This window comes from Nocardioides rubriscoriae, from assembly GCF_008087085.1.
In the GTDB taxonomy this organism is placed as follows: domain Bacteria; phylum Actinomycetota; class Actinomycetes; order Propionibacteriales; family Nocardioidaceae; genus Nocardioides; species Nocardioides rubriscoriae.
Genome location: NZ_VIYJ01000003.1, coordinates 160738 through 182103, shown reverse-complemented (window position 1 = coordinate 182103; position 21366 = coordinate 160738). Strand labels below are relative to the sequence as shown.

Here is a 21366-nt window from a genome sequence, read left to right as displayed (position 1 = left end):
GCCGTGCTGCCCGACGACCCCGGGCGCAAACACCGGTCCACCGAGCCTGTGGACAGCCGCCTGGATCGGCCGCGGGTTCGGCCGAGGGGTGGCAACTGGTTGGAAGTCCGACTAATCTGGTTGGAAGTCCAACCAGTTGTGTCGCCCGCCGATCAGGAGTGCCCCGTGGCCGAGCTCTACGTCCCCACCAACCCCGTCCGGCTGGTGACCGCCTCGAGCCTGTTCGACGGCCACGACGCCTCGATCAACATCATGCGGCGGATCTTCCAGAGCCAGGGCTGCGAGGTGATCCACCTCGGCCACAACCGCTCCGTGCAGGAGGTCGTCGACGCGGCGCTCGAGGAGGACGTGCAGGGCGTCGCGGTGTCGTCCTACCAGGGCGGCCACATCGAGTACTTCGAGTACCTCGTCGAGTCGCTGCGCGAGCGCGGCGCCGGTCACGTGCGGGTCGTCGGCGGTGGCGGTGGCGTGATCGTCCACGACGAGATCACCCGCCTGCGCAACAGCGGTGTCACGATCTTCAGCCCCGAGGACGGCCAGCGCATGGGCCTGGCCGGCATGATCAACTCGGTGGTCCGCGACTGCGACCTCGACCTGTGGGCCGATCCCGAGGTAGGGCGCCAGGTGAGCGCCGAGCAGGTCCTCAGCGGCGATCGTACGGCGATCGCGCGGGCGATCACCGGGGCCGAGCAGGGCCGGCTCGGCGACGACGTGCTCGCCGCGGTCCGCGCGGCCGCCGCCCGGTCGACCACCCCGGCGTTCGGCATCACCGGCACCGGCGGCTCGGGCAAGTCGTCGCTGACCGACGAGCTGGTCCGCCGCTTCCGCGTCGACCAGCACGACAAGCTGCGCATCGCGGTGGTCGCGGTCGACCCGACCCGCCGCAAGGGCGGCGGAGCCCTGCTCGGCGACCGGATCCGGATGAACTCCCTCGACGGCGACCGCGTCTACTTCCGCTCCCTGGCCACCCGCGGCGCCCACGAGCTTCCCGAGTGCCTGCCCGACGTCATCGACATCCTCAAGGCCGCCGGCTTCGACCTCGTCGTCGTCGAGACCCCCGGCATCGGCCAGGGCGACGCGGCCATCGTGCCGTTCGTCGACGCCTCCATGTACGTCATGACGCCCGAGTTCGGCGCGGCCTCCCAGCTGGAGAAGATCGACATGCTCGACTTCGCCGACGTCGTGGCCATCAACAAGTTCGAGCGCCGCGGCGCCGCCGACGCCCTGCGCGACGTCGGTCGCCAGCTGGTCCGCAACCGCGAGGCCTTCGGCCAGCAGCCCGGCGACATGCCGGTCTTCGGCACCTCCGCGGCGCGCTTCGACGACGACGGGGTGACCGCCCTCTACCAGCACCTGCGCGACCTCCTGGCCGAGCACGGCCTGCCCGTCGACGAGGGCGCGATCAAGCCCGTCGAGGGCAAGGTCTCCACCGAGATCCACCCCACGATCCCCGGCGACCGGGTCCGCTACCTCGCCGAGATCGCCGCCACCGTCCGCGCCTACCACGCGACCACCGACGAGCTCGTCGCCCAGGCGCGCCGCGTGCAGCGGCTCGAGGCCGTCGCCGCCGAGCTCGAGTCGCGCGACGAGGTCGACCGGCTCCTCGCCGAGGCCCGCGAGGCGCTCCCCCGCACCGTGCGCGACCAGCTCGACGCGTGGCCGTCGGTCGTGGAGTCCTACTCCGGCGACGAGCAGGTCGTGGTCGTGCGTGACAAGGAGATCCGCACGTCGCTGACCCGCGAGTCGCTCAGCGGCAACAAGATCCCCCGCGTCGCGCTCCCGTCGTACGACGACCACGGCGAGCTGGTCCGCTACTGGCGGCGCGAGAACCTCCCGGGCCACTTCCCCTTCACCGCCGGGGTCTTCCCGTTCAAGCGCGAGGGCGAGGACCCCGCGCGGATGTTCGCCGGCGAGGGTGACCCGGCCCGCACCAACCGCCGCTTCAAGGTGCTCTCCGCCGACGGCGAGGCGACCCGGCTCTCGACGGCGTTCGACTCGGTGACGCTCTACGGACGCGACCCCGACGAGCGCCCCGACATCTACGGAAAGGTCGGCACCTCCGGCGTCTCGGTGGCCACCCTCGACGACATGAAGATCCTCTACGACGGCTTCGACCTGCTGTCGCCGACGACGTCGGTGTCGATGACCATCAACGGCCCCGCCCCGACGGTGCTGGCGTTCTTCCTCAACACCGTGCTCGACCAGGCCCGCGAGAAGGGCGTCGACGAGGCGACCGCGCTGGCCACTGTGCGCGGCACCGTGCAGGCCGACATCCTCAAGGAGGACCAGGGCCAGAACACCTGCCTGTTCTCCACGGAGTTCTCGCTGCGGATGATGGCCGACATCCAGGAGTGGTTCATCCAGCACCAGGTGCGCAACTTCTACTCCGTCTCGATCTCCGGCTACCACATCGCCGAGGCCGGGGCCAACCCCCTGAGCCAGCTGGCGTTCACGCTCGCCAACGCGTTCACCTACGTCGAGTCCTACCTCGCCCGCGGGCTCGACATCGACGACTTCGCGCCCAACCTGTCGTTCTTCTTCTCCAACGGCATGGACCCCGAGTACACCGTGATCGGCCGCGTCGCCCGCCGCATCTGGGCGGTCACGATGCGCGACCGTTACGGCGCGGGCGAGCGCTCGCAGAAGCTGAAGTACCACGTGCAGACGTCGGGCCGCTCGCTGCACGCGCAGGAGATGGACTTCAACGACATCCGCACCACCTTGCAGGCGCTCATCGCGATCTACGACAACGCCAACAGCCTGCACACCAACGCCTACGACGAGGCCGTCACGACCCCCTCCGAGGAGTCCGTACGCCGCGCGCTCGCGATCCAGCTGATCATCAACCGCGAGTGGGGCCTGGCGATGAACGAGAACCCGCTCCAGGGCTCCTACATCGTCGACCAGCTCACCGACCTCGTCGAGGAGGCCGTGCTCACCGAGTTCGAGGCGATCAGCGAGCGCGGCGGCGTGCTCGGCGCGATGGAGACCGGCTACCAGCGCGGCCGCATCCAGGACGAGTCGATGCTCTACGAGCACCGCAAGCACGACGGCTCGCTGCCCATCGTCGGCGTCAACACGTTCCTCAAGCCCGACGCCGGTGACGGCACCCCGGCCCACGTCGAGCTGGCCCGGGCCACCGACGAGGAGAAGGCCGGTCAGCTGCAGAAGGTCCGCGCCTTCCAGGCCGAGCACGCCACCGAGGCCGAGGAGGCGCTCACGCGCCTGAAAGCCGCGGCCACGTCGGACGACAACGTGTTCGCCGTCCTCATGGACGCGGCGCGGGTCTGCAGCCTCGGGCAGGTCACCGAGGCGTTCTTCGAGGTGGGCGGGCAGTACCGGCGCAACGTCTGAGAGGAGAGGGGCCCACCCGCCCGCAGCGGTGTACGCCGCGGTGCGCGGGCCCGGCACGCTTGCGCCATGGGTCTCCTCGGTTCTCTCTCCCGACGTGGCGGCTTCCTCCTGGCCCCCCGCATCGGCACGATCGCCCCGGGCTTCACCGCCGGCTTCCTGCAGAAGGTGCTCGACGTCGCCGTCGCGGGCATCGGCCCGTTCGCGAGCGCGGCGGAGGTGGCCGACCACGCGCTCGCCGAGGCCGGGGGCGACGTCGACCGCGCCGTCGCCGTCGTCGTGCGCTCGCACACACGTCTCTCGGGCGCCCAGGGGTTCGTGACCAACATCGGCGGGCTGATCACCCTGGCCGTGTCGATCCCGGCCAACGTGGTCGGTCTGGTGCTGGTGCAGCTGCGGCTGCACGCGGCCATCGCGCGACTGCACGGCCACGACCTCACCGACCCGGGCGTGCGCGCTGCGGTGCTCGTGACGCTCCTGGGCCACGACGAGACCGAACGCCTGGTCCGCTCGCGAGACCTGCCCGGCAACGCGCTGGCTCGCCGAAGGCGGGGGCACCGGTCCGCAGACGATGCAGCGGGTGTCCGCGCAGGTCGCGGCGACGCTGGTGGGGTTCCTCGGGGGCAAGCAGCTGGCGACCGTGGTCGGCAAGCGGATCCCGCTGTTCGGTGGCGTCGTGGGGGCGGCCACCGACGCCCGGGCGACCAGACGCCTCGGTCGCGACGCCGCGCGTGACCTCACGACCAATCGGGCCAAGGGTGAGCGGGAGGCCCGTCGTACGGTCTAGGATCTCTGTCGATGGTTCGTGGTGATCGGCGATGGGGCGGTTGCTCGCACGACTTCTCTCTGTCTGCCTGTGTCCTCCACCCCTTTCCCCAAACCCCGCGCAAGGCCGGCCTGCCCGGCTTGCACGCGGTGACCACCAGGAGCACGTCGTGAGCACCGCACCCATGTCTCCCAGCGGGGACGCGACCACCGGTCCCCCGACGCCCGTCTCGTGCTGGGTAGGTGAGGCCCCCTTCGTGCGTCTCTACGACGAGACCTCGTCGCGGGTCTACGGGCTCGTACGACGCATCGTGCGTGACCCCGTGCTGGCCGAGGAGGTCACCCGCGAGGTCTTCCTCCGGGCGTGGCACGCCGTCCCCGTCGGCGACCAGGACCCGGCCGACGCGGGCTGGCTGATGGCGACGGCCCACCGCCACGCGGTGGACACCGTGCGCGCCGCGGAGACCGATCCCACCCCGGTCGTCGTACGGGACCCCGCTGTGTCGGCGCCCGCGGCCACCCCTCCCACGACACTGCCCGACACGCCCGAGGCACGACGGGTCCTGCGCGCCCTCGCGATGCTCACCCACACCCAGCGCGAGGTCCTCGAGCTCACCTACTTCGGCGGCTACACCCACGCCGAGGTGGCGGTGCTCGTCGGCGCGCGCCTCGGCACCGCTCAGGCGCTGGCCCGCGAGGGCCTGCACCGGCTGCGGGGCCTGCTGCTCGAGCCCGCCTGACCCGCGCCCGGAGCCGGACGGCTAGAACGCGCCGCGCCGCCGCAGCGGGGCCGGGCGCCCGTCGGGGTCGTGCGCCCAGAGGTAGACCGGTGCCGCGACCGCTCGCGCCGTCCGACCGAGCACCGGGGGCCGGAGCCGCCGCAGCCGGCCCGGGGGCCGCGGGCCGCGCCGCCCCTCGTCGTACCACCGGTCGAGCGCCGCGGCGCTCTCGGCGTAGACGGTGAACATCGCGTCGGGGTCGTCGCAGTCGTCCATCGGCGCGTCGGCGGCCCGGCCGAGGTGCTCGGCGGCCAACGTCAGGCGCAGCCGCCGGGCGTAGTCGCCTGCGGTGTCGACGACCACGGCGGACAGCTCGGAGTCGTGCGTCCACGAGCGTCGGTTGAAGTTGTCGGAGCCGATGGTGGCCCAGGTGTCGTCGACCATGCAGGTCTTGGCGTGCACGTAGATCGGGGTGCCGGCGTCGTTCTCGATGCCGTAGACCGCGACCCGGCCCGGCGCCGCCGCCTCCATCGAGGCCATCGCCCGCCGGCGTCCCTCCCGCTGCGCGAGCCGGTTGACCCCGCCGACGTCCGGGTACAGCGGCACCACGGCGATCACCTTGAGGTCGGGGTGGGCCTCGAGCGCCTCGACGAAGACCCCGCCGACCTGGCTGCCCCACAGGTACTGATCCTCGACGTAGACCAGGCGGCAGGCCTGCTCGACGGCCTTGGTGTAGCCGCGGGCCACGCTGCGCTCGCCGCCGCGGGCGAAGACGTAGTCGCGCCCGTTGCGCAGGTCGGGGTAGGTGCGCAGCAGCTGGACGACGTGGGTGCCGCCCTCGACCGGCGGGGGCGGCGGGTTCTGCGGCGGCAGCGGGTCGGGGGTGGTGTCGAGCCCCCGCAGCCGGTCGCGCGTGAGGATGATCGGGCTGCGGCGCAGCGTGGTCGGGTCCTCCCAGCGCTCGCGGAACACGGTCTCCACGTCGTCGACGGCCGGCCCGGTGATCGCGGCCTGGATGTCGTGCCAGGGCGGGGTGGCGCCGTACTCGTCGGGCATGTTGTCGAGGGCCTGCGGGTCGCCGCCGTGGTCGCGGTCGTCGCGGCGCGAGTGGGCCAGGTCGATGCCGCCGACGAAGGCGATGTCGCGGCTGGGGTCGTCGCCGTGCCGGATGACGAGCATCTTCTGGTGGTGCGAGCCCGCCACCCGGACCCGCATGTCGAGGATCGCCTCGACCCCGCGCTCCTGCAGCGCGCGCCCCAGGGCGAGGTTCTCGCCCGAGGTGAACCCGGCGGCGCTGCTGTGCGAGCGCCAGATCAGCCCGCGTACGTCGGCCCCGCGCTCGTCGGCCCGGGCGAGCACCTCGGCCACCTCGCTGTCGGGCGAGTCGGTCAGCCGCTGGTCGGCGTCGCCCTGCCAGTCGGTGAAGAGCACCAGGTCGCCGGGCCCCGTCGCCTCGAGCCGTTCGCGCAGCTCGGCGAAGTAGGTGGCCCCGTGCACCAGCGGGCGCACCAGGTTGCCGTACGACCAGGCCGTCTGCCCCGGGTGGTGGTCGTCGAGGCGGGTCCAGGGGTTGCCGCGCTCGCGCTGGGTGAGCAGCCACTGGGCGGGGTCGGGTGCGGGCGGGGCTGCGGGGGGCATGGGCCTCACCCTGCCACCCGTCCGACCGCCGGGCGACGGCTCAGGTCGCCGGCGTCGCCTCGAGCCCGGCCAGGTCGGGGTCGCGCAGCCCCACGCAGTCCAGCGCCCAGAACGGCTCGGCGTAGACCAGGCGCCCGGTCATCCACGGCTCGTGGGTGGCCAGCAGCCGCACCTGGAAGGCCGGGTCGGGGATCCGCGTCGACGGACGTCCGAAGCCGAGGTCGACGGCCCGCGTGAACCCGCGCGCACCGTAGTAGCGGGGAGAGCCCTCGAGGAAGAGGGCCGGCGCACCGATCGTGTCGGCGTCGGCGATGGCCGCGCCGACCAGGGCGGTGCCGATGCCCTCGCCCTGGCGAGCCGGGGTCACCGACAGCGGGCTGAGGACGAGTACGTCGAGCAGCCGCTCCCGGGCGTCGAGCCAGGAGTGGTTGAGCTGCACGTAGCCGACCACCTGGCCGTCGGCCTCGGCCACCAGGCTGCTGCGGACGTGGCCCGAGACCTCGAGGGCGGTGACGAGGTCGGCGACGCCGTGCCGCGCCCCGGGGTCGTCGTCGCCGAACGCGGCGGCGACCACCCGGCGTACGGCGGGAGCGTCGGCAGTCGTCGCAGGGCGGATCCGCAGGTCGTCCATGCCCTCCACGTTGTCACGGCCCGCGTCGACCACGCACCCGGATTGACGGCGTGGCACGATGACCGGCGTGGACCGCGCCCTGAGCTTCGGATCGGCGGCGGCGGACTACCACCGCTACCGCCCCGGCTACCCCGAGGCGCTCGTCGAGCTGGTGCTCGCCCACGTGACCGGCCCGCTGTCACGGGCGATCGAGGTCGGCGCCGGTACCGGCAAGGCCACCGCCGTCTTCACCACCCGCGTACCCGCGATCGTCGCGGTCGAGCCCGACCCGGAGATGCGAGCAGTGCTCACCCAGGAGGTCATCCGGCACGGCTGGGGCGTCGAGGTCGTCGGGTCGACGTACGAGGAGCTCGACCCGGAGCGCGTCGGCACCTTCGACCTGCTGTACGCCGCCGCCTCGTTCCACTGGACCGACCCGATCTCCCGGTGGGACCGCGCCGTGGCGCTCCTGCGTCCGGGCGGGACGCTCGCGGTCTTCGGCGCGGCGCGCGACCTGGCCGACCCGGGGCTGCGCGACGCCGTCGACGCCCTCACCGCCGACACCCTCGGCTCCGCCCCTGGTCTCGGCTGGACCACCGCCGACCTGGAGGCGCACCCCGGGCTCACCGCCGTGGTCGAGGCCTCGCTGCCCCAGCACGAGAGCCTCAGCGCCGCCGACTACCTCGCGCACCTGGCCACCGTCTCGGCCTACCGCGTGCTCGCCGACGACGCGCGCGCCGACCTGCTCGCCCGGGTGCGTGACCTGCTGCCCGACCCGGTCGAGACCCTCGTCCGGGTGCCGGTCCACCTCGCCCGTCGTACCGCCTCCCCTCACCCCAGGAGCACCCCGTGACCGCCAGCCGCTCGGCCCGCCAGCGCAAGGCCGCGTCCGAGGCCGGACCGCTCGCCACGGTCCGGATCGACCTGGGCGCCGACCAGCAGCTCGTCTACAAGATCAGCTGCACGGTGTGCAGGGCCCGCGGCGACAAGAACAGCGACAAGGCGTGGTCGGCGTACCGGCCCGGCGGCGACAACGGCTACCTGGCCGCGATGGACCGCTGGACCTTCCACCTGCACGAGAACCACCGTGGCAGCGACGCCCCCTGCCTGGCCTACCTGCCCGAGGCGCAGCAGCGGCTGCACGAGCGTCGCGAGCAGCAGGACGGCGCGCAGGACCGGGCGTAGCCTGCCGGTCGTGGCCCTCACGTTCGCCGGCACCCTCGACCGCACCACCCTGCTCCGGGCGAGCACCGCGGTCCGTGCCCTCGTCGTCGACGAGCGGGTCGCAGCCCGGTGGGACCACGACTCCGCACTGCCCGGCATGACCGTCGGCGGCCTGGCCCGACACCTGGTCAGCCAGCCCGAGTGCGCGGTGGAGTTCCTCACCGCCGAGCAGCCGGCCGACGCGGACGTGGTCTCGTTGGTCGAGTGCTACGAGCGGGCCGACTGGTTCCACGCCCCCGTCGACCACGAGGCCAACACCTCGATCAGCGCCGGCTTCAACGCCATGGCCGCCGGCGGCGCCGCTCACTCGGTGGCGGTCCTCGACGCCGCGCTCGCCTCCCTGCCCGGAGCCGTCGCCGGCGCCGTCCCCACGACGTACGTGCCCTGGCAGGACTGCGCGCTCGCGCTCGACGACTTCCTCGTCGTCCGCCTGATGGAGACCGTGGTGCACGCCGACGACCTCGCGGTCTCGGTCGGCGCCGACCCGCTCACCTTCGACGACGAGGTGCTGCACCCGGTGCTGGCGCTGCTCGCCGTGCTGGGAGCACGGCGCCACAGCGCGACCGCGGTGCTGCGCGGCCTGTCGCGCGCCGAGCGGTCGACGGGGCCGGTCGCCGCGTTCTGACGGGTCGCCTCGGAGGTCGGGAGCGCGTTCTCGGCGGCCGTCGTCCGGCGGTGTCCAGATAGATGGTCGCGAGGTAGGTTCCGGTCATGACACCGGAGCCGGCGGCCCCACTACCGGAACGCTGGTCGTTGCGGTGGACGCGGTGGCGGATGTCTGTCCCGGTCGTCGTCACCGCTGCGCTGATGGGCTGGACCCTTGCGGCGGCGTGGCAGGTCCCGTCCCCGTGGTCCGAGTTCTGTTGGGCCCTGGCGGCGCTGCTGCTCGCACCGATGGTCTACGCGGTCGACGGAGTCGTCCACCCCACCGTGGGTGTCAGCCTCGACAGCGTGGGCTTCGAGGTCCGACGCATGTATCGGTCGGGCGCCACGGTCGCCTGGGACGACGTGGCGGGGGCCGAGATCGTCAGCGTGTTCCGCGGGGGCTACCGGATGAGGGTGCACCTCAGCGGGCACGCGCGAGACCGACGAGCGGGGCACGTGACGCCGTTCGCCGCGGGAGATCTCGACGTGCCGGTCAGCGACGTCGGCCTCGACCCCGAGCAGCTCGTCAGGCTCGTGTCGCACTACGGCGACATCGACGTCAGGTCGTCCCCGACCCGGCCCTCGCCGCGCTGAGGACATGGGGTCGGAGGAGCCCACTGCGTGACAGGGTCGGGCGGACCGCTGGGCGGCAGGTGCGGCGGTGGGTGAGCCACCATTCCCATGCCGTGACTGGTGCGGGAGGTGGCTCACGCACCGCTGCCAGGGTGACGACCCGGGTTGGCAGCGTCCCTCACCGGGCCTCGAGGCTCCTCGCTGGCGCTCGTCGCACCTCGACCACCGTGGGGGCACCTCGACCACCGTGAGGGCACCTCGACCACCGTGGGGGACCCGTCAGGGCACCTCGACCTGGCCGCTCACCGTGCTGGAGTTGTCGCCGTAGTCGGTGACCGACAGGTCGATCTGGATGACCGTGCCGGGGTCGAGCGGGGTGAACTCGTAGGTGAGGTTCTCGGTGTCGGCGTACAGCCCGACGTCGGTGGTGGGGCCCCAGGTCTCGGTGCCGTCGTTGGCGAGCGTCGGCACGTTGGGCACGATCAGGCCATCGGGGTCGGGGACGAGCTCGCCGTAGGCGCCGGTCTCGGGGTCGAGCACGTAGTAGGTCTCGCTGGTGATCTCGTCCTCGAGGGTCAGCGCGAGCAGCACGTCCTGCGGGTCCGCGCGGTCGACGTCGGCGGCGGCGTAGTAGGTCAGCGGGACGGTGAGGGTGGAGACCCCGCCGTCGTCGTCGGCGTACTCGAGCGCGGTGTAGGCCAGCGCTGAGTCCTCGCCGTCGCTGATGGTCAGCGAGGTCATGTCGTAGTAGCCCACGGCGGTCGGCTCGTCCTCGACGAGGAAGCCGGTCTCCTCGCCGATGTAGGTGAGCGAGCCGTCGTCGCCGACGACCGCGTACTGCATCAGCGAGCTCGCCAGGTTGTCGGTCGCGACCGCGGCGTAGGTGCCGGTGATCGAGAAGCCCTCCCCGTCGTACTCGATGTCGGCCTCGCCGTCGGGGTTGGTGAAGCGCGGCTGCTCGGCGGCGGGAATCGCGTCGCCGGCGCTGTAGTAGGCCGACAGGAAGTCCGCCCAGGGGGCGGCGGTCGCGACGTCGCGGTAGGCCCCGTCGGCGAGGTCCTGCGCGGGCGGGAAGTAGATCGACAGGCCGGTCGCACCCTTGGTGGCCTGGCCGTCGACGCTCTGGACGACGGCGTCGTTGATGGCGCGCACGAGGCCGTCGGCCTGGTCGGAGACGTCGAGGGCCTCGACGCCGATCGTCGAGGCGAGCAGCCCGAGGTCGACCATGTGGCTGGCCTGGGTCTCGTCGGGACTGCGCGCGAAGCCCAGCGTCTGGGCCTCGACGCGACCCACGACGGGCGCCACGGTCGCGGCCCGCTCGGCCAGGGCCCCGCTGAACTCGGCCAGCGCGTCGTCGACCGCCGGCATCTGCGTGAGGTCGATCAGCGCCAGGGTGATGGTGTCCTGGGTGCCGGCCGAGCCGGCCTGGGCGGCGAAGCCGTCGACGATCGCCGCGCCGAGGGTGTCGGCGTCGGTGGCCGGGTCGTCGGCGAGCACCTGCAGCGAGCTGTAGTCCCAGCCGTGGCCGGGCTCCAGCTCCTCCGAGGCGACCAGCCGGTCGGCGTACGGCGCCACGGCGCTGGCGACCTCGTAGCTGGCCATCAGGCAGGCGTCGAAGCCGAGCAGGTCGAGCTTGTCGACCCCGGCCTGCTCGAGGCCGTCGGCGATGCCCCCGGTGATCTCGTCGAGGTCGAGCACCGAGAGTCCCGCGCCCTCGTCGGGCCCGATGCCGGGCCACGACGCCCCGTGGTCGCTGATGATCAGCGCGTAGTGCGCGGCGGGGTGGGCCTCGATCCCGTCGGCGATGAACGACGCCAGGGTGGCCGGGTCGGCGGAGTCGACGTCACCGAGGTCGTCGACCAGCTCGGTCGTGCCGGGCTCGGCGATGTCGAAGACGCGGGCCCCGACCCAGCTGCCCTGGTCGAGCACCTCGTCGTCGCCGTAGTCGGCCGAGCGGTCCATCAGCTCGCGCAGGTGCAGGTCGTCGGTCGAGCCGACCGACCCGAGCTCGTTGACGTCCTCGACCATGAACGGCTCGAGGTCGGTGTCGGCCATCGAGTAGTGCAGCACCGTCCAGCCCTCGCCCTGCGGTGCTCCGGCCGCACCGCTTCCTGCGGACGACGAGGCGTCACCGCCCGGGTCGTCGCCACCCCCGCTGCAGGCCGTCGCGAGCAGGGACAAGCACAGGACGGCGCCGAGAAGCCGCGCGGGGACAGGCGTCATGGCTCGAACCTAGGGACCCCCCGACCCCGTCGTACGCCGAACCCGCGGACACGGCCGACCGGTCTGGTCCGGGCTTGGCTAGCGTCGTCCCGTGACCTCCCTCCCCACCCTCGACCAGGTCCGGAGCCTCCCGGCCTACTACGGGATGACCGTCCCGGACGACTACATCGACCAGAACGGCCACATGAACATCAGCAGGTACTTCGAGCTCGGCGCGTGGGCGCCGTGGCGGCGCCTGGAGGAGATGGGGGCCGACGATTCCTACATCCCCGAGCGCGGGCTGTCGTTCTTCACCGTCGAGCACCACATCCGCTACCTCGCCGAGCTGCGCCTCGGCGAGGCCTTCTCGGTCCGCCCCGCCATCGTCGCCCGCACCGGCAAGGCGGTGCACGGCATCTCCTTCGTCGTCGACGAGGGCCGCGACAGGATCGTGTGCACCATGGAGCTGCTCTGGGTCCACGTCTCGATGCAGGCGCGGCGCGCGGCCCCCATCCCCGACGACGTCGCCGCGGCGCTGGACGGCGAGATCGCGCAGCGGGCGTGGGCGCGCGACGCCGCCACCGGCCTGACCCTGCGCCGTCCGGCATGATCACCGACGACCTCGGCACGCCCGTCGACCTCGCCGCGCCCGTACGCCGCGTGGTGTCGCTGGTGCCGTCGCTGACCGAGGCCCTGTTCTCCGTCGAACCCGGAGCGATCGTCGGCGCGACCGACTGGTGCACGCACCCCGCCGACCTCGACGACCTGGGTGTGACCCGCGTGCGGGGCACCAAGAACCCCGACCTGGCGGCGATCCGCGCGCTCTCCCCCGACCTGGTGGTGGTCAACAAGGAGGAGAACCGCGAGCTCGACGTACGCCGGCTGCGCGAGTCGGGGGTGCCCGTGTGGGTCACCGACATCGAGACCGTGCCGGCCTCGGTCGCCTCGATGGAGCGGCTCCTGGAGGCCCTCGGCTGGGCGCGCCCGCAGTGGCTCGTCGAGGCCCGTGAGCTCTGGTGCGGTCCGCTGCCACCGGTGACCCGCACGGTCGCCGTACCGATCTGGCGCGACCCGTGGATGGTCGTCGGCGCCCGCACCTTCACCACCGACCTGCTGCGCCGCCTCGGCTGGGCCAACGTCCACGCCGACCACGCCGACCGCTACCCGGCCGTCGACCTCGCCGACCTCGACGCTGCCGGGGCCGACGTCGTGCTGCTGCCCGACGAGCCCTACGTCTTCACCGCCGACGACGGCCCCGAGGCGTTCACGCAGACCCCCACCGAGCTCGTCAGCGGGCGGTTGCTCACCTGGTACGGGCCGTCGCTGGTCGAGGCGGCCGCGCTGCGGTCCTGACGCGAGCGTCGGGCCGCGGTCCTGGTCCACCACCTGGACCGCGATCGCAGGCCGAGGCCGGTCGTCGTCCACAAGCACCGGCGGACGGTGATTGCGCCCCCGCCCACCGGGCACGTCACCGGCATGACCGAGCACGAGCCGGAGGGCGCCGACCGCGCTCGCACCTTCGACCACGAGCACTACCGCGTGCTGATGAGCCTCGTCCAGGACGGCGTCGTGTCCCGCCGCCAGCTCGAGGAGCTCGGGGCTGCGCCGCACGACATCAAGCGGATGGTGCGACGCCACGAGCTCCACCGCAGGCTCCCGGGCATCTTCGTCGAGCACAACGGCCCCCTGACGCCACGGCAGCAGGAATGGGTGGCGGTGCTGGCGCACTGGCCCTGAGCCCTGAGCCGCGAGTCAGCCCTGCCGGTACCTGTCCCGTCGGCCGTCGTGCACGTCGCGATCGCGTCCCACCGCACCGTCACACCGGTACCGCGCGTGTGGGCGCCCCGTACGCCTGACCTCGCCAGCCGCGTCGACTGGACGAAGTCACCTCCGAGGCAGCGGATCGAACACGCACTCATCGACGTCGCATCGGCCCGGCGCCACGACCCGTTATCGGTGTTCCAGCTGCTCGCCGACGTCGTGCAGACCAAGCAGACCACCGCCGAGGAGGTGGCCGAGGTCCTGCGGTCACGCCGGGTCGTGGGCCGCACGATGATGCTGAGATGCTCGACGACCAGCAGTCGGGGGCCTGCTCGGTGCTCGAGCGCGAGTACCTCCGCAGGGTCGAACGGGCCCACGGTCTTCCCGTCGGCCGACGGCAGGCGCCGGAACCTCCGCCGGTCGACCGACACGGCGCGACGTCTCGTACGACGAGCACGCACTCCTGGTCGAGCTGGACGGTCGTGCGCTCCACGACAACGCGAGGGCCTGCGACGTCGACGCCGACCGTGACCTCGACGCCCGCGTGGACGACGACACGACGACGGTGCGGCTGACCTGCGGCCTGGTGCTCGGTTCGCCCTGCCGTACCGCGGCGCGGATCGCCCGCCTCCTGCGCAGGGGCGGATGGGCGGGGCGACCGCACGGCTGCGGGGCCGAAGGTTGCGACCTCGGCCCGTGATCCTGGTCTGGAGGACGGACCGGGATCGAGGATCGAGATCGCTGCGACCTCAGGTCGCCATGAACAGGATCATCTCGCGCTCGTACTCGCGGCCGGGGTGCTCGGCGGCGAGGTGCGACTGGGCCTTCTCGACCAGGTCGTCCTCGTCGGCACCGCGGACCTCCTCGCCGCACGGGCAGCGCAACAGGGTCTTCATGGCGACAGGCTAACGAGGCCTGCCGGGGTCGCTGACGAGGAGATGCTCGCTCGGGGCACGCGCCGAGGACAGGTCCGAGGCTGACCCACCCCTAGTGGTGGCGTGTCGGGTCGCCATCGTGGCTACGTTCGAGGCATGGCTACCAACGGCAAGCTTCGCTACACGACTCCCGGGATGGAGCAGGCCGACGCCGAGCGCGTCGTCGCCCTCCTGCAGGAGCGTCTGGACGCGACCACCGACCTCCACCTGACCCTCAAGCACGTCCACTGGAACGTCGTGGGCCCTCACTTCATCTCGGTGCACGAGATGATCGACCCGCAGGTCGACGAGGTCCGCGGCTTCAGCGACGACCTCGCCGAGCGCATCGCGACCCTCGGCGGCTCCCCGCTCGGCACGCCCGGCGGGCTCGTCGAGCGCCGCAAGTGGACCGAGTACTCCATCGGCCGGGCGACCACCCAGGAGCACCTCGGCGCCCTCGACCTCGTCTACCAGGGCGTGATCACCTCCTACCGCGAGGCGATCAAGGAGCTCGACGACCTCGACCTGGTCACCCAGGACATGCTGATCGGGCAGACCGACAAGCTCGAGCTGTTCCACTGGTTCGTGCGCGCCCACCTCGAGGACAAGGGCGGCAACCTCAGCACCACCGGCGCCACCAGCGAGGGCGCGGCCTCGGCCGCCGCCCAGCAGGACGCGACCGAGGCCGCCTCGGCCTGACGCACCCCGGCACCCCCAGCACAGCCCGTCGACCCCGGTCGGCGGGCTGTGCTGCGTCTCAGGGACGCGGGTCAGCGCCGGGTCAGTGAGACCGGCTGCCCGTCCTTGGGGAACGGCAGCGACCGGTTGTCGAGCGGGGCGACGTACGACGTCGGCACGGTCCACTCGTAGGTGCGCAGCAGCTGGTGCATGACCGCGGTGACCTCCATGCCGGCGAAGACCATGCCGAGGCACTTGTGGACGCCGCCGCCGAAGGGCTCCCACGCGAAGCGGTGGCTCTTGTCCTCGCGGCGCTCGTCGGAGAAGCGCTCGGGGTCGAACGCCGTCGGGTCGCTCCACAGCTCGGGCATGAGGTGGGAGAACTGCGCCGCGACCGTGACGAACGTGTCGGCCGGGATGCGCACCCCCTCGATGACGACGTCCTTGACGGTGCGGCGGATGACGACCGGCACCGGTGCACGCAGGCGCAGGCACTCCTTCATGACCAGGTCGAGCGAGGTGAGCGTGTCGAGCTCGGCGAGGGAGGCGCGCGCAGGTAGCGCGTCGGACTCGGCGCGGCAGCGCTGCTGCCACTCGGGGTGCTGGCCGAGGAACTGCAGCATCGTCGACAGCGTGATGGTCGAGGTGTCGTGGGCGGCCATCATCAGGAAGACCATGTGGTTGACGACGTCGTCGTCGGAGAACCGCTCCCCGGTGTCGGACTCGATGTGGCACAGCTGCGAGAACAGGTCGTCGGTCACCCGCTCGCGCCGCGACGGCAGGTAGTGGCGCAGCCACTCCTCGAGCACCTCACGACCCCGGTGGCCCCGCCCCCAGCGGGTCAGCGGCAGGTCCTTGCGCACCAGCGCGGAGGCGGCCTGCACGCAGGCGATGAAGGCCTTGTTGACGCGCTCCATCTCCTCGGGGCTGGAGTCCTCGGCGCCGCCCATGAAGATGTCGGCGGCGACGTCGAGGGTGAGCTGCTTGAGCGCCGGGTAGGTCCTGAACGAGTCGTCGCGACCCGGCCACGTCGCCAGGCCGCGCTCGATCGCCGGGTACATCCCCGCGGCGTACCCCTCGAGGCGGGGGCGGGTGAAGGCCTCCTGCATGATGCGGCGGTGCAGGTGGTGCTCCTCGTGGTCGAGGAGCATCAGCCCGCGGTCGAAGAACGGCCCGACCAGGTGGGTCCAGGCGGGCCCGTTGACGAAGGCCTTGTCGCGGTTGGTCAGCGCCGCCTGGCAGGCGTCGGGGCCCAGCAGCATCACCCAGCGGTCGCCGACGATGCGCAGCGGCGACACCGGACCGTAGTGCTCCCACTGGCGCTGGAAGAGCGCGACGGGGTCCTTGGCGTAGTCCAGCGCGCGGCCGAGGAGCGGCAGCCCGCGGTCGTCGCGACGGATCGCGGGGAGGTCACGGACGGGTGCAGCGGTGGCCGACGTCACATACTCACGGTATCCCACGGCGCCAGCCCCACGGCGTGTCTCACCGGAACGTGCGCAGGCGCAGCGAGTTGAGCACCACGAACACCGACGAGAACGCCATCGTCGCGCCGGCGATCATCGGGTTGAGCAGCCCGGCCGCCGCCAGCGGGATCGCCGCGACGTTGTAGCCGAAGGCCCAGAACAGGTTGCCCCGGATGGTGCCGAGGGTGCGGCGGGCCAGCCGGATCGCGTCGGCGGCGACGCGCAGGTCACCGCGCACGAGCACCAGGTCACCGGCCTCCATGGCGACGTCGGTGCCGGTGCCCATCGCGAGCCCCAGGTCGGCCTGGGCGAGGGCGGCGGCGTCGTTGACCCCGTCGCCGACCATGGCGACGGCGTGCCCGTCGGCCTGCCAGCGGCGTACGACGTCGGCCTTGTCGGCCGGCAGGACGCCCGCGACCACGTGGTCGGGGTCGATGCCCACCTCGGCCGCGACCGCGCGAGCGACGTCCTCGTGGTCGCCGGTCAGCAGCACCGGGGTCAGCCCGAGGTCGCGCAGCCGGGCGACCGCCTCGGTCGAGGTCGGCTTGACGGTGTCGGCGACGACGAGCACGCCGCGTGCGGCGCGGTCCCAGCCGACGGCCACGGCGGTGCCGCCGGCGGCCCGCGCCTCGTCGACGGTGCGGGCCAGCTCGTCGGTCAGCGGCAGCCCGCGCTCGGCGAGCAGGCTCGGGCGGCCCACGACGACGTCGAGGCCGTCGACGCGGCCCTCGACGCCGAGGCCCTCGAGGTTGGCGAAGCCGTCGACCGGCAGGAGGTCGTCGACGCCGGCGGCGATCGCGCGAGCGATGGGGTGCTCGGAGGCGTGCTCGAGCGCCGCCGCGAGCTCGAGGGTGCGCTCGTGGCCGTGCACCGAGCGCAGGGCCATCTCGCCGGTGGTGACGGTGCCGGTCTTGTCGAGCAGGACCACGTCGATGCGCCGGGCCTGCTCGAGCGCCTCGGGTCCCTTGACCAGGATGCCGAGCTGGGCACCGCGGCCGGTGCCGACCAGCAGCGCGGTCGGAGTGGCCAGGCCGAGGGCGCACGGGCAGGCGATGACCAGGACGGCGACGGCGGCGGTCACGGCGGACGCGGTGCCGGCACCGGTGCCGATCCAGAACCCCAGCGTGGCGGCCGAGATCGCCAGGACGGTCGGCACGAAGACCCCCGAGATGCGGTCGGCGAGCCGTTGGGCGGCGGCCTTGCCGCTCTGGGCGTCCTCGACCAGGCGGGCCATCTGCGCCAGCTGGGTCTCGGCCCCGACGCGGGTCGCGCGCACCACGAGGCGCCCGCCCACGTTGACGGTCGCGCCGACCACCGCGTCGCCCGCCCGCACCTCGATCGGGACCGACTCGCCGGTGAGCAGCGAGGTGTCGAGCGCCGAGCTGCCCTCGACGACCTCGCCGTCGGTGGCGACCTTCTCGCCGGGGCGTACGACGAAGTGGTCGCCGACCGCGAGGTCCGTCGCCGGGATGCGGGTCTCGCGCCCGTCGCGCAGGACGGCGACGTCCTTGGCCCCGAGGTCGAGCAGCGCGCGCAGCGCGGAGCCGGCCCGGCGCTTGGAGCGCGCCTCGACCCACCGGCCGAGCAGGACGAGGGTGGTGACGCCGGCGGCGGCCTCGAGGTAGATCGTGCCCGCGCCGTCGGTGCGCTCGATGACGAGCTGGAAGGGGTGGGTCATCCCGATCTCGCCGGCGGTGCCCCACAGCAGCGCGTAGAGCGACCACCCGAACGCTGCCAGCACCCCGATCGACACCAGCGTGTCCATCGTCGCGGCCCCGTGGCGCAGGTTGGCCCACGCGGCGCGGTGGAACGGCAGCGCGCCCCACACGACCACCGGGGCGGCCAGCGTCAGCGAGAGCCACTGCCAGCCGTCGACCTGCGCGGCCGGCCACATCGCCATGACGACGACCGGCAGGCTGAGCACGGCGCTGATGACCACCCGGTCGCGCAGGGTGTCGCGCTCGGGCGTCTCGGAGTCGGTCTCCGTCTCGGCGTTGGGCTCGGGCGGGAGGGTGGCGGCGTAGCCGGCGGCCTCGACCGCGGCGAGCAGGTCGGCCGGGCCGACCGGGTCGGCGTAGGAGACGCGGGCCTTCTCGGTGGCGTAGTTGACGGTCGCGTGGACGCCGTCGATCTTGTTGAGCTTGCGCTCGATGCGGTTGGCGCACGAGGCGCAGGTCATCCCGGTGATGGCGAGCTCGGTGGTGGTGAGGTCGCCCTGGTCGGTGGTGCTCATCGACTGGCCTCCGTGGTGAACGCGGCGGTGCGGACGACGCCGTCATGCTCGAAGTCGAGGTAGAGGTGGTAGCGCCCGGCGCTCGGCACCTCGGCGCCGAACTCGAGCGCGGGCCCGGCGGGTCCGTCCTCGGGGTGGACGTGGAGGTAGGCGAGGTCGCCCTCGCGCAGCGCGACCAGGTGGCCGTAGGCGCCCAGGTAGGGCTGGAGGTCGATGACCGGGCGGCCGTCCTGCGCGACGGTCAGGGTCAGCATCGAGTGCTCGCCGGCGACGAGGTCACTGCCGAGGGTCACGGTGTAGTCGTCGACGGTCGCGCTGCGCGTCGGCGGCGTGCGGGGCGCCGGGTCGGTGGGCCCGGGCACGGCGACGTCGGCCCCCAGCACGACCCCGTCGGCCCCGGCGGGCACGAAGTCGGCCAGGACCCGCCACGCACCGGGGGTGAGGTCGACCGGCACGCGCCACGTGCCGGTCGCGTCGAGCGTGGGGTGCACGTGCTGGAACCCGCTGAAGTCACGGCGTACGACGACGAGGTGGAGCAGCTTGTCGTGCTTGACGTCGTAGTCGGTAACGGGCCGGCCCGCGTCGTCCTCGACCCGGAAGGCGAGCTCGCGGGTGCCGGGGCGGTACGTCGTCTGGTCGAGCACGAGGGTGTAGCCGTCCTGGCTGGTGGCCAGGCCGCCCGGCAGCTCGTCACCGGCGGCGTGGTCGTGCGCCGCGGCGGCGTGGGCGACGTGCCGCGCGGGCTCGGCCGGACCGATCGGCCCGACCGGTCCGGTGGCGCGCCCGACGCCGACCGCGGCCGCGAAGACCGCGACCAGGCCGGCGACGAACACGCCGAGGCGGAAGACGATGCTCATGGGGTGCTCATGACAGTGAGTAGCCGGCTTCCTCGACGGCCGCGCGGACGGTCTCGTCGGGCAGCGCGTGGTCGCTGGTGACGGTGAGCGCCCCCGACGCGAGGTCGACGACGACCTCGGTGACGCCGGCGATCTCCGAGACCTCCTCGGTGACCGAGGCGACGCAGTGCTGGCAGGTCATGCCGGTGACGGTCCAGCTCTGGGTGCTCATGACTTCACCAGCCGGGCGATCGCGGCGGAGGCTTCCTTGAGCTTGGCCTCGGCCTCGGGGCCGCCGGCCTTGGCGGCGTCGAGGACGCAGTGGCCCATGTGCTCGTCGACGAGCCCCAGCGCGACGGCCTGCAGCGCCTTGGTCACCGCCGAGACCTGGGTCAGGATGTCGATGCAGTAGGTGTCGTTGTCGATCATGCGCTCGATCCCCCTCACCTGCCCCTCGATGCGCTTCATCCTCTTGAGGTAGTCGTCTTTGCGGCTTGCGTAGCCGGGTATGGCGTGGTCCATGTCAGCTACCATACCCCCCTAGGGTAGTTGAGCCGAGTGGGGGTCGCCGTACGACGCCACCACACGTCGGTCGAAAAGCTCCCGCTAGGGAGCGTCACGAGACCACTCACCGCAACCGACGTGGCCGAGCCGACCTGCGGCTGCGGGCCGTGGGTCTCGTGACGGTTGCCAGCGCAACCTCCTCGACCACCGTGGGGCCGGCCGGCGGGGTGGCCTACGACTCGTGCCGCGTGCCGTCGTCGTCGTACTCGATGCGGTTGAAGTCGATCGAGCGGCGCGCGTTGACGATCGAGGTCATCACGACCTCGCCGATCGGGCCCTCGCGGTCGAAGACGGCGGCGGTGCCGACGGCGATGCCGTCGTGCTCGACGCGGTCGAGGGTGACCAGGCCGACCTCGACGCCGTGCGGCAGGCGGGCCAGGGCGAGGGTGATGTCGGTGTTGATGTGCTGGACACCGTCGGAGCCCCAGTTGGTGACCAGGCTGGCGCCGTCGGCGGTGGCGGCGACGGCCTGGAACGGGGTGAGGGTCTCGCCCGCGACGACCGGCACGGCGGAGTTCCACGAGGTCTTGCGCGAGGCGTTCTGGTGGTCGCCGAAGCGCTGCGACCACCCTGCGTCGCTGTGCACGAACGGCACCCGCGGCTGGTCGGTCGGCGGGGCGACGTCGAGCGGCGGGGGCTGGTGGGCGGTGCGGTCCTCGGGCGACCAGGTCCGGCCCGACGCGGCGGCCGCGACGGCGAGGAACAGCACCGAGGCCCGGGCGACCCGCTCGCCGTCCTGGCGCAGGGTCACGTCGACCAGGCAGATCCGCGGCCCCTCACGGACCACCTCGGTCGTCAGGTGGAAGGGCTTCATGGCCGCCGGGCGGAACAGGTCGACCGAGTGCCGCGCCGGCCTGAGGTCGTCGCGCCCCAGCGCTGCGAGCGCCTGCTCGGCGGCGCGGGCCAGCGCGCCGCTGACGGCGACGCCGTGCACCTGCCCGGTGCTCCACGAGCTGCGGGCGAGGTCGGTCGGGAGCAGCGCGTCGTCCGGGGTGTCGGGGCCGCGGGTGAAGAACGAGACGGAGGAGAGGTCCACCCGCGCACGCTAGTCGTGTCACAAGCGGTCAAGTGGTCTGGACCCGTGGCATCACCCGCCGACCACCGGGCACGGGCGTGGTGCCGGACGGCCGTCCCCCACAGGTGGCTGGTCGGCGACTGCAGGAGCGGCCCGCCGCGGGGAGCGGCGGGCC

Annotated in this window: 21 protein-coding genes; 11 read left to right on the top strand and 10 right to left on the bottom strand. The window is 72.9% G+C overall.

The genetic code is table 11. The features are described 5' to 3' along the window. Positions 1–165 precede the first annotated feature (165 nt). The 3 genes from icmF (at position 166) to FZC61_RS07475 (ending at position 4856) form a co-directional block, all read left to right on the top strand. Entirely contained in the window at positions 166–3354 is a 3189-nt protein-coding gene (gene icmF, locus FZC61_RS07485) for a fused isobutyryl-CoA mutase/GTPase IcmF (RefSeq protein ID WP_148613538.1), read from the top strand. Positions 3355–3420: 66 nt separating this feature from the next. Next, on the top strand, positions 3421–4086 hold the full coding sequence (locus FZC61_RS07480; RefSeq protein WP_148613537.1) for a hypothetical protein: 666 nt from the start codon (positions 3421–3423) through the stop codon (positions 4084–4086). Positions 4087–4286: 200 nt separating this feature from the next. Further along, positions 4287–4856, top strand: coding sequence for a sigma-70 family RNA polymerase sigma factor (locus tag FZC61_RS07475; protein WP_170286016.1), 570 nt, complete (start codon positions 4287–4289; stop codon positions 4854–4856). A gap of 21 nt (positions 4857–4877) precedes the next feature. Here FZC61_RS07475 and FZC61_RS07470 read toward each other — a convergent pair whose 3' ends face one another. Both FZC61_RS07470 and FZC61_RS07465 read right to left on the bottom strand, forming a co-directional pair. After that, the gene (locus tag FZC61_RS07470) at positions 4878–6473 is read right to left on the bottom strand and encodes a phospholipase D family protein (RefSeq protein ID WP_148613535.1); all 1596 of its coding nucleotides are present in this window, start codon (positions 6471–6473) and stop codon (positions 4878–4880) included. Positions 6474–6513: 40 nt separating this feature from the next. Then, positions 6514–7104: a GNAT family N-acetyltransferase gene (locus tag FZC61_RS07465; RefSeq protein WP_148613534.1), complete on the bottom strand. Its 591-nt coding sequence runs from the start codon at positions 7102–7104 to the stop codon at positions 6514–6516. Between the two features lie 67 nt (positions 7105–7171). Between FZC61_RS07465 and FZC61_RS07460 the strand changes: the two genes are divergently transcribed. The 4 genes from FZC61_RS07460 to FZC61_RS07445 all read left to right on the top strand — a co-directional run bounded on the left by FZC61_RS07460 (position 7172) and on the right by FZC61_RS07445 (position 9546). Next, positions 7172–7936 (top strand): class I SAM-dependent methyltransferase, encoded by a 765-nt coding sequence (locus FZC61_RS07460; protein ID WP_170286015.1) that lies wholly within the window; start codon positions 7172–7174, stop codon positions 7934–7936. Beyond that, positions 7933–8268 carry a hypothetical protein gene (locus tag FZC61_RS07455; RefSeq protein ID WP_148613532.1) on the top strand — a complete coding sequence of 112 codons (336 nt, stop codon included), beginning with the start codon at positions 7933–7935 and terminating at the stop codon, positions 8266–8268. Before FZC61_RS07460 ends, FZC61_RS07455 begins: the two co-directional genes overlap by 4 nt. A gap of 10 nt (positions 8269–8278) precedes the next feature. After that, a complete protein-coding gene (locus FZC61_RS07450) occupies positions 8279–8932 on the top strand; it encodes a maleylpyruvate isomerase N-terminal domain-containing protein (RefSeq protein ID WP_170286014.1) in 654 nt (217 codons plus the stop codon). A 149-nt stretch (positions 8933–9081) separates the two neighbouring features. Further along, the gene (locus FZC61_RS07445; protein WP_148613530.1) at positions 9082–9546 is read left to right on the top strand and encodes a hypothetical protein; all 465 of its coding nucleotides are present in this window, start codon (positions 9082–9084) and stop codon (positions 9544–9546) included. A 258-nt stretch (positions 9547–9804) separates the two neighbouring features. Here the strand turns inward: FZC61_RS07445 and FZC61_RS07440 are convergent, their stop codons facing one another. Continuing rightward, complete coding sequence (locus FZC61_RS07440) at positions 9805–11748, bottom strand: clostripain-related cysteine peptidase (RefSeq protein WP_148613529.1); 1944 nt, start codon at positions 11746–11748, stop codon at positions 9805–9807. A gap of 91 nt (positions 11749–11839) precedes the next feature. Between FZC61_RS07440 and FZC61_RS07435 the strand changes: the two genes are divergently transcribed. The 3 genes from FZC61_RS07435 (at position 11840) to FZC61_RS23400 (ending at position 13464) form a co-directional block, all read left to right on the top strand. Beyond that, entirely contained in the window at positions 11840–12337 is a 498-nt protein-coding gene (locus FZC61_RS07435) for a thioesterase family protein (protein WP_148613528.1), read from the top strand. Next, positions 12334–13080 carry a helical backbone metal receptor gene (locus FZC61_RS07430; RefSeq protein WP_148613527.1) on the top strand — a complete coding sequence of 249 codons (747 nt, stop codon included), beginning with the start codon at positions 12334–12336 and terminating at the stop codon, positions 13078–13080. The genes FZC61_RS07435 and FZC61_RS07430 overlap by 4 nt, the downstream gene beginning before the upstream one ends. A 123-nt stretch (positions 13081–13203) precedes the next feature. Continuing rightward, positions 13204–13464, top strand: a complete 261-nt coding sequence (locus FZC61_RS23400; RefSeq protein WP_211357154.1) for a type IV toxin-antitoxin system AbiEi family antitoxin domain-containing protein — start codon at positions 13204–13206, stop codon at positions 13462–13464. A 773-nt stretch (positions 13465–14237) separates the two neighbouring features. Here the strand turns inward: FZC61_RS23400 and FZC61_RS07420 are convergent. Continuing rightward, a complete protein-coding gene (locus FZC61_RS07420; protein ID WP_148613526.1) occupies positions 14238–14384 on the bottom strand; it encodes a DUF1059 domain-containing protein in 147 nt (48 codons plus the stop codon). A 135-nt stretch (positions 14385–14519) separates the two neighbouring features. Here FZC61_RS07420 and FZC61_RS07415 point away from each other — a divergent pair, with 135 nt between their 5' ends. After that, positions 14520–15101, top strand: a complete 582-nt coding sequence (locus FZC61_RS07415; RefSeq protein WP_148613525.1) for a Dps family protein — start codon at positions 14520–14522, stop codon at positions 15099–15101. A gap of 71 nt (positions 15102–15172) precedes the next feature. Here the strand turns inward: FZC61_RS07415 and FZC61_RS07410 are convergent, their stop codons facing one another. From FZC61_RS07410 to FZC61_RS07385, 6 genes are all read right to left on the bottom strand, one after another. Continuing rightward, on the bottom strand, positions 15173–16522 hold the full coding sequence (locus FZC61_RS07410) for a cytochrome P450 (protein ID WP_148613524.1): 1350 nt from the start codon (positions 16520–16522) through the stop codon (positions 15173–15175). 40 nt (positions 16523–16562) lie between these two features. Next, positions 16563–18776, bottom strand: a complete 2214-nt coding sequence (locus FZC61_RS07405) for a heavy metal translocating P-type ATPase (RefSeq protein WP_148613523.1) — start codon at positions 18774–18776, stop codon at positions 16563–16565. Continuing rightward, a complete protein-coding gene (locus tag FZC61_RS07400; protein WP_148613522.1) occupies positions 18773–19633 on the bottom strand; it encodes a hypothetical protein in 861 nt (286 codons plus the stop codon). Before FZC61_RS07400 ends, FZC61_RS07405 begins: the two co-directional genes overlap by 4 nt. Positions 19634–19640: 7 nt before the next feature. After that, positions 19641–19844 (bottom strand): heavy-metal-associated domain-containing protein, encoded by a 204-nt coding sequence (locus tag FZC61_RS07395; RefSeq protein ID WP_148613521.1) that lies wholly within the window; start codon positions 19842–19844, stop codon positions 19641–19643. Further along, on the bottom strand, positions 19841–20134 hold the full coding sequence (locus FZC61_RS07390) for a metal-sensitive transcriptional regulator (RefSeq protein ID WP_211357153.1): 294 nt from the start codon (positions 20132–20134) through the stop codon (positions 19841–19843). Before FZC61_RS07390 ends, FZC61_RS07395 begins: the two co-directional genes overlap by 4 nt. Positions 20135–20348: 214 nt before the next feature. Continuing rightward, complete coding sequence (locus tag FZC61_RS07385; RefSeq protein WP_148613519.1) at positions 20349–21212, bottom strand: acyl-CoA thioesterase domain-containing protein; 864 nt, start codon at positions 21210–21212, stop codon at positions 20349–20351. Positions 21213–21366 lie beyond the last annotated feature (154 nt).